The organism is Christiangramia sp. 3-2217-3z, from assembly GCF_051195275.1.
Lineage (GTDB): Bacteria > Bacteroidota > Bacteroidia > Flavobacteriales > Flavobacteriaceae > Christiangramia > Christiangramia marina.
On sequence record NZ_JBNJLI010000008.1, the window covers coordinates 68,934 to 86,701 of the forward strand.

Annotated in this window: 12 protein-coding genes; 10 read left to right on the forward strand and 2 right to left on the reverse strand. The window is 37.2% G+C overall.

Annotated features, from left to right (window positions below):
• Window positions 1-4: 4 nt before the first annotated feature.
• Together ACSHZO_RS13690 and ACSHZO_RS13695 are read left to right on the forward strand one after the other, a co-directional pair.
• Window positions 5-856 carry an SdiA-regulated domain-containing protein gene (locus ACSHZO_RS13690; RefSeq protein WP_298247891.1) on the forward strand — a complete coding sequence of 284 codons (852 nt, stop codon included), beginning with the start codon at window positions 5-7 and terminating at the stop codon, window positions 854-856.
• Window positions 856-1,560, forward strand: a complete 705-nt coding sequence (locus ACSHZO_RS13695; RefSeq protein ID WP_298247892.1) for a TVP38/TMEM64 family protein — start codon at window positions 856-858, stop codon at window positions 1,558-1,560. The genes ACSHZO_RS13690 and ACSHZO_RS13695 overlap by 1 nt, the downstream gene beginning before the upstream one ends.
• Window positions 1,561-2,080: 520 nt before the next feature.
• Here the strand turns inward: ACSHZO_RS13695 and ACSHZO_RS13700 are convergent.
• Both ACSHZO_RS13700 and ACSHZO_RS13705 read right to left on the reverse strand, forming a co-directional pair.
• Window positions 2,081-2,431 carry an META domain-containing protein gene (locus ACSHZO_RS13700; RefSeq protein ID WP_298247893.1) on the reverse strand — a complete coding sequence of 117 codons (351 nt, stop codon included), beginning with the start codon at window positions 2,429-2,431 and terminating at the stop codon, window positions 2,081-2,083.
• A 151-nt stretch (window positions 2,432-2,582) separates the two neighbouring features.
• On the reverse strand, window positions 2,583-3,569 hold the full coding sequence (locus ACSHZO_RS13705; RefSeq protein WP_298247894.1) for a LacI family DNA-binding transcriptional regulator: 987 nt from the start codon (window positions 3,567-3,569) through the stop codon (window positions 2,583-2,585).
• A gap of 206 nt (window positions 3,570-3,775) precedes the next feature.
• On the opposite strand from ACSHZO_RS13705, the gene ACSHZO_RS13710 reads away from it, so the two are divergent.
• From ACSHZO_RS13710 to ACSHZO_RS13745, 8 genes are all read left to right on the forward strand, one after another.
• Entirely contained in the window at window positions 3,776-4,801 is a 1,026-nt protein-coding gene (locus tag ACSHZO_RS13710; protein ID WP_298247895.1) for a LacI family DNA-binding transcriptional regulator, read from the forward strand.
• Between the two features lie 158 nt (window positions 4,802-4,959).
• Complete coding sequence (locus tag ACSHZO_RS13715) at window positions 4,960-8,088, forward strand: SusC/RagA family TonB-linked outer membrane protein (protein ID WP_298247896.1); 3,129 nt, start codon at window positions 4,960-4,962, stop codon at window positions 8,086-8,088.
• Between the two features lie 8 nt (window positions 8,089-8,096).
• Window positions 8,097-9,725, forward strand: a complete 1,629-nt coding sequence (locus ACSHZO_RS13720) for a RagB/SusD family nutrient uptake outer membrane protein (RefSeq protein ID WP_298247897.1) — start codon at window positions 8,097-8,099, stop codon at window positions 9,723-9,725.
• Between the two features lie 34 nt (window positions 9,726-9,759).
• Window positions 9,760-10,878: a SusE domain-containing protein gene (locus tag ACSHZO_RS13725; protein ID WP_298247898.1), complete on the forward strand. Its 1,119-nt coding sequence runs from the start codon at window positions 9,760-9,762 to the stop codon at window positions 10,876-10,878.
• 56 nt (window positions 10,879-10,934) lie between these two features.
• Window positions 10,935-12,110 (forward strand): glycoside hydrolase family 76 protein, encoded by a 1,176-nt coding sequence (locus tag ACSHZO_RS13730; protein ID WP_298247899.1) that lies wholly within the window; start codon window positions 10,935-10,937, stop codon window positions 12,108-12,110.
• 39 nt (window positions 12,111-12,149) lie between these two features.
• Window positions 12,150-14,102, forward strand: coding sequence for a glycoside hydrolase family 97 protein (locus ACSHZO_RS13735; protein WP_298247900.1), 1,953 nt, complete (start codon window positions 12,150-12,152; stop codon window positions 14,100-14,102).
• A 5-nt stretch (window positions 14,103-14,107) separates the two neighbouring features.
• Entirely contained in the window at window positions 14,108-15,532 is a 1,425-nt protein-coding gene (locus ACSHZO_RS13740; protein WP_298247901.1) for a glycoside hydrolase family 125 protein, read from the forward strand.
• 52 nt (window positions 15,533-15,584) lie between these two features.
• On the forward strand, window positions 15,585-17,768 hold the full coding sequence (locus tag ACSHZO_RS13745; RefSeq protein ID WP_298247902.1) for a GH92 family glycosyl hydrolase: 2,184 nt from the start codon (window positions 15,585-15,587) through the stop codon (window positions 17,766-17,768).

Consider the following 17,768-nt stretch of genomic DNA (forward strand, 5'->3'; position numbering starts at 1 on the left):
AAAAATGATGAAAAATGTAGTTTGGATTATTCTGGGGGTATTGGTATTTGCCGGAGGCCTTATCTTTTCATTTGAGGGAAAGGGTAACTTTTCGCCAGGCGAAGATTATACTTACCGTATTGATGCAAAATGGGAATTACCGGATATTCTTGAAGAGGTATCGGGGATTGAGTGGCTAGACGAGAACAAAATTGCCTGTATTCAGGATGAAGACGGCATCATTTTCATTTATGAGCTATCCTCCTCAAAAATTAAAAAAGAGATAAAATTCGCAGGTCCCGGCGACTATGAGGGAATTGCAATAGATGACGAGACTGCTTATGTTTTAAGAAGCGATGGCACAATTTTCGAAATTCAGGAATTTCAGTCGTCCAAACCTATCGTTTCTAAGCATAACACTTTTTTAACCGATGATCAAAATGTGGAAGGCCTTTGTTTGGACAAAGAGAACAATAGATTGTTATTGGCTCTCAAGGACAAAGATCTCCTTAAGAAGGATTTCAAAGGAGTATATAGTTTCGTTTTATCTGAGAACAAACTTTTAGAACAACCTTTTTTTGAACTGGATTTAAATGATAAGCTATTATCAGAATCTGGAGATAAAATTAGTAAAAGACTACGTCCTGCTGAGATTGAAATACATCCTATTTCTTCTGAAATCTATATTCTTGATGCCAAGTTACCAAAATTATTGATCCTGTCCCCTTCAGGAATTATAAAGAAAATATATAAACTCAACGAGGATGATTTTAGCCAGCCTGAAGGATTGACATTTACACCGGATGGCACTCTTTATATCTCTAATGAGGCCGGTAGCAATGCAGCTAATATTTTAAAAGTGAAATTGAATAATTAATGAATTCTACAGCTCTGCAAAATACTTCGATCAAAAAAAGTAAGGCACCACTTTATATTTCTATAAGTATCATCATTTTAACTTTAGGATCATATTTCTTTATTCCCAGCGTTCAGGAGTTCTTAAACCAGAGCTGGGACGTTTTAACTAGTAATGATAACGAGCGAATAAAAGATTGGGTAGACGGATTTGGTTGGTTTGGGCCATTGTTATTGGTACTTTGTATGATTGCCCAGATGTTCCTGCTAATAATTCCTTCAATCGCACTAATGGTCGTAGCAATACTTGCATACGGCCCCGTATGGGGAAGTTTAATCGTATTACTTTCCATATTTTCAGCATCTTCTATAGGTTATTGGATTGGACGCTATTTTGGGCCGGTGATCGTGGAGAAATTGATAGGTGAAAGTACTAAAAATAAGATTGCAGATTTCATTGATGATTATGGTTTTTGGGCAGTAATTATTACCCGTCTTAATCCTTTTCTTTCCAATGATGCTATTAGCTTTGTTGGAGGTATTTTAAAAATGGGATATTGGCGTTTTATAGGAGCGACCCTGGTTGGAATCGCACCTCTAACTCTTTTTATCGCCATAATAGGCGACAGTACTAAAAGCTTAAAAAACGGTTTGCTTTGGGGTTCTTTGGTAAGTTTAGCAATTTTTGGAATATATGTTTACTGGGATAAAAGAAAGAAAAAGTAATCTTAATCATTTAGCTGGAATGTCTACTCAATTTGAAATGCTGGAGATTTTTTACTTTACTATTCATTAATAGTAAATCAGATTATTATTTTGAAGAATCTTAATAAGACTTGAAGTCTTTTTCAAAAGTACAGTGATGTCGGTCAATCATTAATTTATCCTGAATAATTGCAAATTATAAAAGGCATAGAAAATTGCTTAAAAATACTATTCCTGAAATCCGCTTCATACATCAGTTTTAAAGGAATGTTTAAGATTAAAATGACTGGTTCTAAAAATAGTTAAAAGGTTATTATTCAAAATCTTCACGCTGAATGGTCAACATAACAAGCTGATGAGAATAAATTCGCCGTCAATCAATCGAGCTGTCTAGATGATCATCTGCAGGAGAAGTAAATCCTGCTGTAACAGCACCAATATTGGGCAAGACAGAATCTACCATTTCAATTTTTCTATATTGATATTGAATAGTGAACGAATATCTTGGATATTGCACTCTTTCCACTTGTGGCTACCGTGCTTATTGAGCCTCAGCAAAACGCAAAATGATCGTATTACCGTCCATTAAATTCAATTTTCCATCATTATCAAATTTGATAGTATTTACCTTTTGCATCGAATTGAGAAATAATTGTTCCCCTTCACCACAGTACATCTTTGTGGCCGGACCAGGTTGTCCAATAGAAATTTTACCATCATCCAGTCTAAAGTCCGCAGAGTATCCATTGCATCCGCTATTTCCTTTTAATGTGTTTAGAGTCTTATCAAAAGTGATTTGCGGTTTTTTGGTTGTGTAAAGTTCACTTACTTCCATACTAGATTCAGAAAGATATTCAAGCTCCCAGGTAGTATTGAAAAGTAACTTATCCACATTACTCTTGCTTGATGAACAAGAAATTACTTGATTTATTCATAATGATGAAACTTAAATTTATAGAGTTTTATTGTTAGCTAACATAGTTGATTATTTCGATTAGGCCTTGAAGATAGATATCTTAAATAATTGCAAAATTCTATAAAAATCAGCAGTGTAGGATCTCTGATTTTATTTGATAATTGATTCTTTCCAATGGTAGTTTTCCATGAATTCGATTCAATAATGTTGCTACCGCCAATTTCCCTTGCATATGTCCCTTATGATCCAGGGAGCTGAGATTTGGCAGGAAATTTCTACTAACAGTTCCGTTGCTAATGGCAACTACAGGTATGTTTTTAATAATTTGAGAATCTGTGTCACGGATTTTTGTCAATAAATTACTTGCAGAATACCTGCTACAGACGATAATTCCGTCAAGCCTTTTGTCTTTTATCATTCCTGCAATTTTCTGAATGGGTACAACCGTATCTTCCATCAAAATGGCCGGTAGGCTTAATTTTTCTACAGCTAAGCAATAGCCTTCCTTATAATTTTGTTGTAAACAAGCTTCGGAATTTTGCGTAATGAAAGCGATTCTGGAACAACCGGCAAGATTCAATTCATTTACAGCTAGTTCAGTTTTTAAGGAGTTTTCCATAGAAATTTTATCACAGTTAAGAATTTCAGTGACACTATCAAAAATTACTAGCGGAACATCAAGATTTATCAATTCGTTTAAATGTTTAATATCGCCAGATTTTTGGGTTTCCTGTGAAGGAAAAACGATGACCCCATCTACCTGTGTTTCCAGGAACTTTTTAATGCATTCTTTCTCTTTCTTTACTGAATTATTCGATATACAGAGAAAAACCTTGTAATTCAGTTCGTCGGCTTTTGCCTCGATACCTTCTAACAATGCTGCGGAAAAGGTTGATTTTAGAGAGGGTATGATCACCCCTATAATATTGGATTGTCTGCTCTTCAGACTTTTCGCCGCATTGTTTGGAATGTAGTTGTGCAGAAAAGCAATTTCTCTCACTCGTTGTTTCGTCTTTAAACTAATCTCACTACTATCATTTAAAGATTTTGAAACCGTGCTGATTGAAAGATTCAAAACTTCTGATAATTCTTTTAACGTTGTGCGACTTTTCATGAAAAATTAAATAGGTAAAACGATTTAGTCTTAAGAATAATGCAATATAAATTATATATCTTAAAGAATAAGTAAATAAACAACCAAATCTTAGTAGATTATTTGAAGGTTAATAAGGATGATGCCATGAAATAGTTGAATTATTAATTTATTAAATTAGCCGATACTCAAAAATCTATATTAATCTTCTGTAGTTCTTATCACAAATGAAGAAAAGGCCTTCACTAAAGGATATTGCAAAAAAACTTAACGTATCAGTTACCACCGTATCATTCGTATTAAATGGTAAAGGGAAGGAAAAAAAGATTTCAGATGAACTTATAAAAAAAGTTATTGATTACACGGATAGCATTAATTATCGTCCTAATAGAGTTGCGCAAAGTTTGCGAACGGGTAAGACAAATATCCTGGTTTTTATGGTCGAGGATATTAGTAATCACTTTTTTGCGAAGATTGCCAGAATCATGGAAGACATAGCCTACGATAAAGGTTATAAGGTGTTGTTCTGCAGTAACGAAAATGAAGATGAACGGTCCAAAGAACTTATACAGCTTTTCTCGGAGAGACAGGTAGACGGGTTTATCATTAGTCCGTCGCCAGGAATTCAAAGTGAAATAGAATTCCTGATTGAAAACAAAATTCCGGTGGTTCTTTTTGATAGATATTTTGAAGGTTTGGATGTGAGTCATGTCATTATAAATAATGAAGAGGCTTCTTCTAAGGCAACCAGGCATTTAATTGATAATGATTTCAGGAGAATTGGATTTATAACTATTGAATCCAGTCAAAACCAGATGACCAATAGGGAAAAGGGATACATGGACGCCATACAGGCAGCAGGCCTGAAACCTTATGTTCTCAAAATTCCATTTGAAAAAATTCAAAAAGATGAAACTAAATCAGAGATCAGAAAGTTTATCATTGAAGGGCAAGAATTGGATTCTGTTTTCTTTTCTACAAACTATCTTACAAGAACTGCTCTGGAAGTAATAAAGGAGACAGATCAAACTTTACTTGAGAAGCTCGGGGTGGTAACTTTTGACGATAATGAATTATTCCGAATAAATACTCCCACTATAACTGCGGTATCACAACCATTACAGGAATTAGGCGAATCGCTCATGAGTACAATGTTAAATATTCTTAATTCAGCATCAGAAAATTGGAAACCTTCGAAAAGTGTTCTCAATGCCTCTTTAATCGTTAGAAATTCTTCTATTAGTAAAAAATAGCATCTATTCTGATAATTGCCTAAGAAAAACGGTTCTTAAATGTTAAAATATCAATTATTTACGTTGAAATCGATTTTTAGTTTTGATTAACTAAATCGTTTTAGTAAGTTTATCATGTATTAACAAAGTGTTAATCTTAAATTCAAAATTAACATTGAATGGATAATGTAGAACTAACCAAAAATTTTGAGGGACAAAAAGTTCATAGACCTTCAGAAGTAGATTCTAAAACTTCTTTAATTAGATCTTTCGTTTTTTTACTCTTAAGCTTACTGCTTTTTGCTGGACATGGTTACGCCTTTCAGCAAAATGGAAGAACGGTCACGGGAACTGTGACAGATGATCAGGGAATACCTCTTCCAGGGGTTACCGTGATGCAGGAAGGTAGCAATACCGGAACTCAAACTGACTTTGATGGAAATTACTCTATCAATTTAACAAAAGATGATGCTGTCTTGGTTTTTTCTTTCATTGGGTTACAAACTACCGAAAGAACCGTTAGTACTCAATCTGTGATTGATGTAACGATGGAGAACGATACTGAAGCCCTTGACGAAGTGGTTGTTGTAGGATATGGTACTCAGAATAGGAGTAGGGTAGCTTCCGCAGTAGATCAGGTGGGTGAAGAGGATCTTGAAGGAAGACCTAATACAAATGTAACGCAGGCTTTACAGGGAAAATCGCCAAGTTTAGTCATTCAGCAAAGAAATTCTGAGCCTGGAGCCGCTATCAATCTAAACATTAGGGGGATTAGTACTCTAGGAGACAACAGTCCGCTAATTGTAATTGACGGGATTGTAGGAGGGGATATCAATTCTTTAAATCCCGCAGACATAGAAAATGTTTCTGTTCTTAAAGATGCAGGTAGTGCGGCTATATACGGTTCGCGTGCCAGCAACGGTGTTGTACTCATCACTACTAAAAAAGGAAAGAAAAATCAGGCACTTACCGTTAAGTATAGCGGTCTTACAGGTTTTAATACTCCGCACTTCTTTAATCAGCCGGTTTCGGGTTATGAAAATGCGATGCTTAGAAATGAGGCGGCATTCAATTCAAACGAAAGTTCTGCGGTATTCTCTGCTGAAGAGATTAGACAGATTCGCGAGAATGGGGATCAGGAATGGTTTGCAGATGAAATTACCAAAGACGCTTTACAGTTAAATCAGAATATTTCTGTTTCAGGAGGAAGCGAAAATTCAAGCTACCTGGTTTCTATAGGATACTTAGATCAGCAAAGTAATTTTGTAGGCCCAGATAAAGGATTGAAAAGATATAATTATCGTATCAATCTGGTGAACGAGTATGGTGCTTTTAAGTTGACATCTACATTAGCATACACCAAACAAAAGATTAAGGATCATTCATCAAGTACAGGAACTTTATTTGCCGATGCTAACAGGGTGCCTTTATACTACAAGCAAAGAGATTCGCTAGGTAGGTTTGTGACCAATGATGTATTGCAGCAGTTTAATTCACTGGGTATTTTAGAAGAAGGTGGATTTAGAGAATATGATAATGATGATATTTTCGGAAATATAACTGCTGAACTGGATATCACAGATCATTTTAAAATTAGAGGAGTTTTCGGAGGACGTCTTTATCAGAATAGCCTGTATTCAAGAGTGACTAGAGTAGATTTTTTTCCTCAGGGAGTTTACGGTGCAGATCGTAACACCAGGGATGAAAATAGAAAAAGTCTGGATTTGAACACCCAGTTAATTGCTGAATATTCAAATACCTTCAATAAGGTACATGATCTTACGGTCCTGCTGGGAGGGTCAAACGAGAACCACGAAGATCGGGGATCAGGATTATTTAAAAGATACACAGATCCAGACCTGGGAACTCCTATTACAGATACCGAAATTGAAGAAAATTCATATAATTCAAACCAGAGCTCTTCAGAAAACAGTCTTTACTCTGTTTTTGGTAGAACATCTTATGCTTTTGATGATAAATATATCGCTGAATTTAGTTTTAGATATGACGGGTCTTCAAAATTTAGAGAAGATCTGAGATGGGGATTCTTCCCGTCGGTATTAGCCGCGTATCGAGTTACCGAAGAGCCGTTTATGCAAAATTATCAGGAGAATATAGGAAATATAAAATTGAGAGCTTCCTATGGTGTGCTGGGTAACCAGAATGTTGGAAATTACCAGTATCAAACTACCTATTTCACCTTTCAAAATGCATATGGGTTTAATAATAATGGTGTAGGAGGAACAGGTTACAATTTTGCTAATCCGGATATACAGTGGGAGCGAGCAGCTACTTTGAATATTGGGGCAGACCTGGATTTTTTTGATAATTCCTTGAGTATTCAAATGGATTACTTTAATAAGGTAACATCAGATATTCTTGTTCCGCCTCAGGTACCTGGAGTTTATGGTACCGGTCTCCCAGATTTTAATGCTGGAAAAGTTGGAAGCCAGGGATGGGAGATAAGTGCGACCTACCGCCATACCGGAGAATTGTTCAGTCACATGATCTCTGCGAATATTGGAGATAGCTGGAATGAAGTGCTGGAATTTCAGGGAGAAGAGAGATTAACCGGGTTGGAAGAGCTTCAAACATTATTGAGAGAAGGTCAGCCATATAACTCTTATGTTGGTTTAAAAAGAGACGGATATTTCCAAAATCTGGACGAGATTGAAGCTGGTCCGGTCCCGGAAGGCCTTAATGTGGTTCCCGGGGATAACAGGTATGTGGATATTAATGAAGACGGTATTATAAACGATGATGATAAAGTGATCTTTGGAAATCCCTTTCCTAGATACAATTATGGTTTCACTTACAATCTGGGCTACAAAAATTTTGATCTGAGTCTTTTTATTCAGGGAGTTGGAAAAAGAACGATGATGATTAGAGGGGAGTTGGTAGAACCATTTCACTTTAACTACGGAAACGCAATTTACGAGCATATGCTAGATTACTGGACTCCACAAAATCCGGATGCGAGATATCCTCGTCTGGCCAATAGCGGAAGTCAGTCTAATACTAATAACTGGAGAAGAGGATCAGATTTGTATCTATATAATGGAGCATACGCTCGACTTAAAAATTTACAGATCGGCTATTCTTTACCTAGTGATTTTGCCAATAGAATCGGCTTGAAAAGCTATAGAATGTACGTTTCAGGACAAAACCTTTTGACTTTATCTAAAGTAGATTTTGTTGATCCTGAACTTTCAGAGTTTGATAGTAATCTTACCTCTGCAGGTGCCAATAGCGCGAGAGCATATCCGACGATGGTTTATTATGGAGTTGGGGTAGATATCACTTTCTAAAAAATAATATGATGATTAAAAAGAATATAAAAGTTTTAATTGGTGTGATTGTGCTGGCAATTACATTCATCGGCTGTAAAAAGCTAGAATTAGCTCCGGAGAATTCCTTTACAGACCTAAATTATTGGACAAGTCAGGATAAAGCTCAGAGTGTTCTAAACACTGCCTATGGACAGATGTTTTCCAGCACATACTTTTTTTACAACGAGGCAACTTCAGATAACGCATATAACGGTAGAGGAGATATTGCAGGCGCAGCTTCTTTAGCAGCAGGAACTTATGATCCCTCACTTCAACGTTTAAAAAACGAATGGAACAATAGATATGCGGGTATAAAAACTACCAACCTGCTACTGGAAAATATAGATAGAGTACCAGACTTATCAGAAGAGGTTAGAAGCCGAATGGTCGCGGAGGCAAGATTTCTTCGCGCCTGGCAACACTTCCAGTTAATGACCTGGTTCGGTGATATTCCACTGGCAGACCAAGATCTATCACTGGAAGAAGCTCAGAATATATCCAGAACTCCGAGAGCACAGGTGCTTCAGTTTATTTTAAATGAACTGGAAGAAGCTTCTGAAGATCTTCCAACAAATACAGAACAGGAGATCTCCAATCGCGGAAAAATTACTAGAGGAGCTGCTATAGCACTAAAAGCAAGAGCTTATTTATATGAAAATGACTGGCAGAATGTGGTTGCTGAAACAGAGCGTATCATAAATGGTTCAGTTGGAAGCTACGGTCTATTCGATTCTTATGAAGGATTGTTTTTACCGGAAAACCAATATAGTCAGGAAGATATTTTAAGCCTTCAATTTGTTCCGGAGCTAAGGACCTGGGGTGAGTTTTTTGATATGGCACCATTATCTGCCGGAGCAAGGCTTAATGCTTTGGCAGCTACTCAGGAGTTAGTCGATAGTTACCTTACTATCAATGGAAAGTCAATTGATGATCCTGATTCTAACTATGATGAATCGAATCCATATGAAAACAGAGACCCGCGATTGACTAATACAATAGTTTATCACAATTATGATTGGCAGGAGCCAGATGGCGGTTCACATATTATCTACATAGAGCCTGGATCAGATCCAGATGAGCCTTTAGACGAATATGCGCCGGGATCTTCAAAAACTTCAACTGGATATTACACCAGAAAATATTTTGATCCGGAACACCAGTCTGGTCTGGCTTCAGGTCTTAATCTAATGCTCATTAGATATGCAGATGTTCTTTTAATGAATGCTGAAGCTAAAAATGAACTAGGCAACTTTGATCAGGGAACATGGAATGAAACTATTGGAGCGCTGAGAGAAAGAGCAGGTTTTACAGATGTTCAGGCCATCAATTTTGACTCTTCACTAAATCAGGCAGATTATAGATCTGTCATTAGAAATGAAAGAAGAGTAGAATTAGCCATGGAAGGCTTGAGGATCTTCGATATTAGAAGATGGGAAACTGCTGAAGACGTAATGAATGGATGGGCCCACGGTGCGCAGTTTGGACCTTCCTCCATAGATGATGGATACCTAAGAGTAAACCTGAGAACTTTTGATCCTGGTAAACATTACCTGTGGCCTATTCCTAGAGATGAAAGATTAATAAATCCTAACCTGTCGCAAAATCCAGGCTGGTAAACAAATAGACACTATAACTAATAATTTTAATGAGATGAAAAATATTTTAAATTATATCGTTTTTTTCATGGCGGCCATAGTTCTTGTTGGCTGTGATTCTGATGATGATTCATTAGACCATACAGCGGTTTCTACTGTGAATGCTCTTTACAGTCCGCAGGATAATGAATATTTCAACCTGGGTGCTCAGAGCACTGCAAACTTCGAGTGGGAAGCTGCAAAAGCTGAAGATAATGGAGTGGTACTTTATGATGTTGCTTTCTTCCAGGAAGGAAGTGATTTTTCTGAACCTCTGTATGTAATGCCATCCGACGGTAACGGTTTACAGAGAACTCTTACATTGCCATTTGCCAATTTGAATAGAATTGCAACCATGGTAGGAATACAGCCGCAATCTGTAGGAACTTTAAAATGGACGGTTTGGTCTTCGAAAGGGATCAATGTTCAAAAGTCTGATATTTACCGAACAATCGAAGTGGAAAGACCAGGTGGATTTACAACGCCAGATGAGCTTTATATAACTGGTTCTGGAACTGAAGCCGGAGAAGATCTAGGTTCAGCATTAGCATTTAAAAAGACCGGAACAGATTCTTATGAAATCTATACCAGACTTAGCGCCGGAGATTATCAATTCGTTACCAGAAATTCTGGAGATCCTGAAACATTTTACGTAGATGGAAGTGATCTTAAATCTGGAGGTTCAACAACCTTTTCAGGTACAGATGGAGTTTATAGAATTCGAGTTGACTTCAGTGATGGTTCAGTAAGTATGACCATGGTGGAGAAAGTAGAGCTTTATTTCTCTCCAAATGATGAATATTTATTTGAACTTCCATACAACGGTAACGGAACATGGATGGCAGAAGAAAAAAATATCGTATTCAGACAGGAAGATTGGGGGAGAGATGAAAGATATAAATTCAAGTTTACAACTTCAGATGGGGAAGAATGGTTTGGTAGTGTTAATGCTGATAATCAAAGACCTAATGCCGATACAGACCAGTCTTACTGGAACATGGTTCCTGTAAGTAATGACAGATGGGCCAATACCTTCAAGTTCGCAACCGAAGTTGATGAAAATATTAATAATGTAGAAGTCATTTTCAATTCTACGGTACCTGAGTACACTCATGTAATTACAGTTCTTGATTAGCTATGATTTCCAGGCTGCTCACCTTATGTGGGCAGCCTATTTTAAAACGAAAAATTATGATTAATAGACTTAAATATTTTACTGTTCTCACTTTAGTGGGATTTTTTGCGCTCACCTCATGTTCTAATGATGATTGGGAGCCACTAAATCCTCCTCAGGCGAATGGTGAAGAACCTGAACCTTTTGAATATACCTGGGTGGCTACTGCAGATTCTCTGCAGGAATCACTTCAAAATAATTATTTAGGTTCTAATGGAACTTATGTGCAGGACAATGCGGGAAGTTCTAGATTTAATTACTGGCCAAATGCCCATGTATTACACGTGCTCGTGGATGCTTATAATAGGACAGGTGAAGATATCTATGAGCAAAGAGCCTTAGCCTTGCTTAGAGGAATTGAAATTGAAAATGGTGGAGATTACAATAATGTTTTCAATGATGACATGTTGTGGTTGGGAAATGCTTCCATGAGAGCTTATAACGCTACCAATAATGAGGAATACAAAGAGGTGGCAGAATACCTTTGGGAGATCATTAAAATGAGCTGGAGTGATGATGTTTTTGGAGGTGGTATCACCTGGAAACAGGATACACCTTTTCAAAAAAATGCGGTATCAAATGGTCCTGCTGCAGTTCTGGCCATGCGACTGTATGAAGTAGATAATGATGAAGATGATCTTGAATGGGCGGAAAAAATCTATGAGTGGCAAAAGAATAATCTGGTAGATCCTCAAACAGGGTTGGTCTGGGATAATATTTCTCTACAGGATGGTGAAGTTGTGACCAATACAGATTGGGTTTTTACTTATAATGTAGGTACCTGGATTGGAGCTGGTTTAAAACTTTACAATGCAACTGGTGAAACTCAGTATCTAAACGACGCTGTGAAAACGGCTAAATCTACCATGAACAGCCCTAGGCTCACTACCAATGGTGTACTTCGTGACGAAGGCCAGGGCGATGGAGGACTGTTCAAAGGTATTTTGGTAAGATATTTTACACAGCTTATTATGGAGCCGGACATTAGCGAATCAGATCGACAGGATTTCATAGACTTTCTTGAATATAATGCCAAGACTTTTTATAATAATGGTCTAAGCAGGCCAGGAATGTTTGCTAGCCCAAATTGGGCTCAGGCGCCTGGGAATACTACAGATCTTACTACACAACTAAGCGGTATGATGTTAATAGAAGCCGCTGCTCTTCTAGAGGAAGAGGGTTATATCGAATAATTTAAAGAATCATTTGGTTTGTAATTTACAGTTGAAAAAATGAATAAAAACATTTTCATTCTTATTCTGATATTCTTTGCAGGATTCGCACACGCTAAATCTATCGATCTTTTGTCACCAAAAGGTGATTTGAAAATTGAGATAGAAGTGGGAGAGCAAATTTTTTATTCAATTTTTTTGCAAGATCAACCGGTTTTATTGAAGAACCGACTTCAATTGGAACTGGAGGATGAGGTATTAGGTTTTAATTCCACCTTAAAAGGAACAGAAAAGGATCAGGTTTCTGAAGTTTTCAAACCCGTCATACCTTTAAAATTTTCGAGCATTCAGAATCATTATAATATGGTTAGGTTCAACTTTATGGAAGGATTTTCGGTAGAATTCAGGGCTTACGATGGCGGTTTTGCTTATCGCTTTATAACCTCTAAAAGAGATAGAATAAAAGTTCTGAGTGAAGATGTGCAAATTAATTTAGCTTCCACTGCGATTGCTCATCTTCAGCAAACCGAAAGTTTCAAAACATCTTATGAGTTTGCCTATATGCATATGAGCTCAAATGAATTTTCCGAAGAAACTACAATGTCAACACTGCCAGTTCTTCTGGAAACCGATAATGATATAACTATTTTGATTTCGGAAAGTGATCTTCGGGATTATCCGGCCATGTTTTTAAAAGGTAATGCGAAAGATAAATTTCAAAGCGTGTTTCCAAAAGAACCCCTTGAAGTTGAACCTGATGGTGATCGTAGTCAAAAAATCTTAAGGGAAGCAGATTATATTGCTTTAACCGATGGGTCAAGAATCTTCCCATGGCGCTATTTTTTGATCTCCTTGGAGGAGGAAGATATCCTTACCAATACCATGACGGCAAAATTGGCTGGGAAATCACTAATAGAAGATACCTCCTGGTTGAAACCGGGACAGGCCTCCTGGGAATGGTGGAACGGTGCATCGCCTTATGAAGTTGATTTTGTTGCGGGTTATAATGAGGAAACCTATCGCTATTTTATTGACTTCGCATCAGAGTTTGGAATACCATATATTATCATGGATGAAGGTTGGGCAAAAACTACGACCGATCCTTTTACCCCAAATCCTGATATTGACCTATTTGCTTTGATAGAATATGGTAAAGAAAGAAATGTAGATATCGTTCTCTGGCTTACATGGCTCACCGTTGAAAATAATATGCAATTATTTGAAAAATTTCATGATTGGGGTATTGCAGGTGTAAAGATCGATTTTATGGATCGTAGTGACCAGTGGATGGTCAATTTTTACGAACGTGTAGCCAAAGAAGCAGCTGAAAATGAAATTTTTGTAGATTTCCATGGAGCTTTTAAACCAGCTGGACTGGAATATCTTTATCCGAACATTTTTTCCTACGAGGGGGTACTTGGGATGGAACAAATGGGTAGAGCTACACCAGAGAATTCCATATACCTTCCTTTTATTCGGAATGCTGTAGGGGGTATGGATTATACACCTGGAGCAATGCTAAGCATGCAGCCTGAATTCTACTATAGCCGAAGACCTAATTCTGCATCTATTGGTACCAGAACTTACCAAATGGCTCTCTTTGTTATTTTCGAAAGTGCACTTCAAATGTTAGCTGATAATCCCACAAATTATTATAAGAATAGGGATTGTACCGAGTTCATTACATCGGTTCCTACCACTTGGGATGAAACGGTCGTTTTAGATGCCAAAATTGGCAAGAATGTGATCGTTGCAAAACGAAAAGGGAACAGTTGGTTTATAGGCGGAATGAATGGTACAAATGAAGATATTCAGTTAGACCTTGAGTTAGATTTTCTTCCGAAGAATAAGAGTTTTGAAATGGTTTCATTTGAAGATGGCATCAACGCAGGAAGACAGGCCATGGATTACAGAAAGATTCAAACAGAGATAGATTCAAATACTAAATATAAAATAAGGATGGTTCGTAATGGTGGCTGGGCAGCGGTTATTAATGAATTAGACAAAAAATAATAAAAATGGAAAGAAGAAAATTTATTCAGAATACAGCGCTATTTACCGGTTTGACTTTTATTAATCCACTGGATATTATCGCAGGAACTACGAGCAAAGATTTTCCTGTTGTTCGAATACCTGAAGGAGAAAGAAATTTCCGAAGTACTATCATTGAAAAAATGATAAAGGAATTTCAGAAAAACGTAAAGGATGAAGAACTAGGTTGGTTGTTTAATAACTGCTTTCCAAATACGCTGGATACAACAGTAACCTATTCAGAAAAAAATGGAAAGCCGGATACCTATGTAATTACCGGTGATATTGATGCTATGTGGCTTCGCGATAGTTCTGCACAGGTTTGGCCATATATGGCTTTTACCGATAAGGATGAAAAACTGAAAAATCTTATTGCGGGAGTCATTAACAGGCAAACCCAGTATATTTTGAAGGATCCTTTTGCAAATGCTTTTTATGATGATCCGGATAAAAAAGGAGAATGGTTTAGCGATCAAACCGATATGAAACCCGGAGTGCATGAGAGAAAATGGGAAATAGACTCCTTATGTTATCCCATCCGTTTAGGTTATAATTACTGGAAAACCACAGGGGATTCTTCACCTTTTGACAAGAGCTGGGAAAAAGCGATAAAATCGATTCTGAACGTATTTAAAGATCAGCAGAAGAAAGAAGATCGTGGTTCTTACTCATTCCAAAGAAATACTCCAAAAGCAACAGATACCAGAGCGCTTCACGGTTATGGATATCCTGTGAATCCGGTAGGTCTTATTTGCTCTGCTTTTAGACCTAGTGATGATGCCAGTGTTTATTCATTTTTAATTCCATCTAACTTTTTCGCCGTGGTTAGCTTAAAGCAGGCTGCTGAAATGATGACTGAAATTTCAAATGATCCTGAAACTGCTGCAGAATTAATTTCATTAAAAGATGAAGTCGAGGCAGCATTGAAAAAGCATGCTGTCGTAGATCATGATAAATATGGTAAAATCTATGCCTTTGAAGTAGATGGTTTTGGAAACCGTTTGATGATGGACGATGCGAATGTACCTAGTTTACTTTCATTGCCTTATCTGGATGCTGTAGATAGTGCAGATCCCATTTACCAAAATACGAGGAAATTTGTACTTTCTAAAGACAATCCTTTCTACTTTGAAGGGAAAGCAGCCAAAGGAATTGGTGGGCCTCATGTAGGTATGGATATGATATGGCCGATGGCTATTACCATGCAAGGCTTAACCAGTAATAGTGATAAAGAGATTAGAGAGTGTATAAAAACCTTAAAAAGCACACACGCCGGTACAGGTTTTATGCATGAAACTTTCCACAAAGACGATCCTTCAGATTTTACCAGGTCCTGGTTTGCTTGGGCTAACACGCTTTTCGGAGAATTTTTATGGGAGACCTACAAAAAGAACCCCTCGTTGTTAAGCTAACCAGAAATAATTAGCCGATCCTGAAATAGAAAGATCATTCAAAATTATTAAGATGAATACAAAAAAACCCATTCTTATAATAGGGCTCTTATTTATATTTTTCTCCTGTAGTTCTCAAGAGCGAGCGGAAACCAGGAAATCGCAGTCAGCCAATAAATCTGGTTATGATTATGTAAATACCTTTATTGGAACTGCGCCATTGCTCGATGAAGAGATCATTGGATATACTCCTCCAAAAGATTGGAGAGTTTGGGCGGGTCTTACCTATCCCGGAGCCTCATTGCCTAATGCTTTAGTTCAGGTGAGCCCAATCACGGAGTATGGATCTGGAGCAGGATATGAATATGAGGACAAAGAAATCCTTGGTTTTACACACACGAACAAGGGGCACTGGAACCTATGTAATATTCCGGTTCTTCCTTTATCTTCAAATGCGGTTGCACCTTTTAGAGCAACTTTCAATCATGAGGAGGAAAATTCAGCACCAGGATATTATCAGGTAAAACTCCAGGATTATAATATAAATGTAAGATTAACTTCTAGTTTAAGGGCAGCAATTCACGAATATGAATTTATAGATTCCGGAGCAAAAAGAATTTTATTCGATCTGGGAACCGCCAATAACAGGGTATCTACGTGGGAAATCGAAAAAGTTTCTTCTAATGAATTGAAAGGTTTCCAGCAGGTTGGCGGAGATAAGATACATTTTTATGCCAGGCTAGACAACCAAATTAAAGCAATTGAGTCTACAAATGTAGGTGAGGGTGGTGGCTATTCCGTAATTACACTTAATGACTTAGGAAAGAGTACCGTAACGCTGAAAATAGGATTGTCTTATGTAAGCACTGAAAATGCTAAAGAAAATTTGGAAAAGGAAATTGGTACAAAATCATTTGATGATATCATGAATGAGGGTAAAAATACCTGGACAGAATTTCTTGATCAAATTCAGGTTGAAGGAGGCTCCGAAAAGGAAAAGGAAATGTTCTACACGTCATTATACAGATCTTTTTTATGGCCTGCTTTGCGAAGTGATATCAATGGTGAATTTGTAGATATAGAAGGAAAAGTTCGTAATGAAGGGTTTCGGTATTATACCAAACCTTCTTTATGGGATACTTATCGAAACAAGGTGGTTTTACTCGAAATTATGCGACCAGATGTTACTACAGATATTATTAAGTCATTAATAAATCGCGGTGAGATCACAGGATTTATCCCTACATTTTTCCATGGTGATCACGCCGCATCATTTATTACCGGTGCCTATAAAAGGGGAATTAGAGATTTTGATGTGCAGAAGGCGTATGAATTACTTCTTAATAATGCTTATAAAGAAGGAGGAACACGCCCCCATATCAAAGAATATATTGAATTAGGATATATTTCAACACCTGAGATCGAAAATCCAAATACCGAGACCAAGGCCAAAGCGGGAGTTTCAAAAACTCTGGAATTTGCTTACGACGATTATTCACTTTCTCTTCTGGCTGAAGAAATGAAAGATATAGAACACCAAAAAGATTTATTCGCCAGGTCAAAGAACTATAAGAATGTTTTTGATAAGAAAACGAATTTTATGCGAGGGCGATTGGATAACGGCGACTGGGTTTCACCTTTCAATGCTGAATATCCTTATTATGAATATATGTATAGGGAAGCAAACGCTTGGCAAGTTTCATTTTACACACCACATGATATGCCAGGTCTGGTTGAACTTTATGGTGGTGAAGAGAAGTTTGAAGAAAAACTGGATTCATTATTCAGTTTTAAATGGAACCCAAAGCATATTGCAAGAAATGTCTCGGGATTTATGGGGCAGTATAGTCAGGGTAATCAGCCTGCTCACGAGGCTCCGTTCTCATACTATTTTATCGACAAACCTGAGAAATCACAGGCTATTATAGATAAATTGCTATCAGATTATTATGGTATTGGCGAGGAGGGATTAGCGCTTTCCGGGATGGATGATGCTGGTGAAATGTCATCATGGTATGTTTTTAGCGCCCTGGGTTTATATCCATTGTCACCTTCAGATCCTGAATATCTTGTCACCATCCCAATTTTTGATTCGGTTATATGGAACACCACAGATGGCAAATCATTAAAGATCCAAAATGAAGGAGGTACCCGAAAATTGAAAAATATTAAGGTAAATGGAAAAGTGATCGATGGATATTTTATAAATCACGATCTTTTCAAGTACGGAGGAGAAGTGATTGTGGAAACTAATTAA

Coding starts and splice junctions, on each gene's coding strand:
- ACSHZO_RS13730 (WP_298247899.1), top strand. CDS start 10,935: ATGATTAATAGACTTAAATATTTTACTGTTCTCACTTTAGTGGGATTT.
- ACSHZO_RS13710 (WP_298247895.1), top strand. CDS start 3,776: ATGAAGAAAAGGCCTTCACTAAAGGATATTGCAAAAAAACTTAACGTA.
- ACSHZO_RS13725 (WP_298247898.1), top strand. CDS start 9,760: ATGAAAAATATTTTAAATTATATCGTTTTTTTCATGGCGGCCATAGTT.
- ACSHZO_RS13735 (WP_298247900.1), top strand. CDS start 12,150: ATGAATAAAAACATTTTCATTCTTATTCTGATATTCTTTGCAGGATTC.
- ACSHZO_RS13740 (WP_298247901.1), top strand. CDS start 14,108: ATGGAAAGAAGAAAATTTATTCAGAATACAGCGCTATTTACCGGTTTG.
- ACSHZO_RS13715 (WP_298247896.1), top strand. CDS start 4,960: ATGGATAATGTAGAACTAACCAAAAATTTTGAGGGACAAAAAGTTCAT.
- ACSHZO_RS13705 (WP_298247894.1), bottom strand. CDS start 3,569: ATGAAAAGTCGCACAACGTTAAAAGAATTATCAGAAGTTTTGAATCTT.
- ACSHZO_RS13695 (WP_298247892.1), top strand. CDS start 856: ATGAATTCTACAGCTCTGCAAAATACTTCGATCAAAAAAAGTAAGGCA.
- ACSHZO_RS13690 (WP_298247891.1), top strand. CDS start 5: ATGATGAAAAATGTAGTTTGGATTATTCTGGGGGTATTGGTATTTGCC.
- ACSHZO_RS13745 (WP_298247902.1), top strand. CDS start 15,585: ATGAATACAAAAAAACCCATTCTTATAATAGGGCTCTTATTTATATTT.
- ACSHZO_RS13720 (WP_298247897.1), top strand. CDS start 8,097: ATGATGATTAAAAAGAATATAAAAGTTTTAATTGGTGTGATTGTGCTG.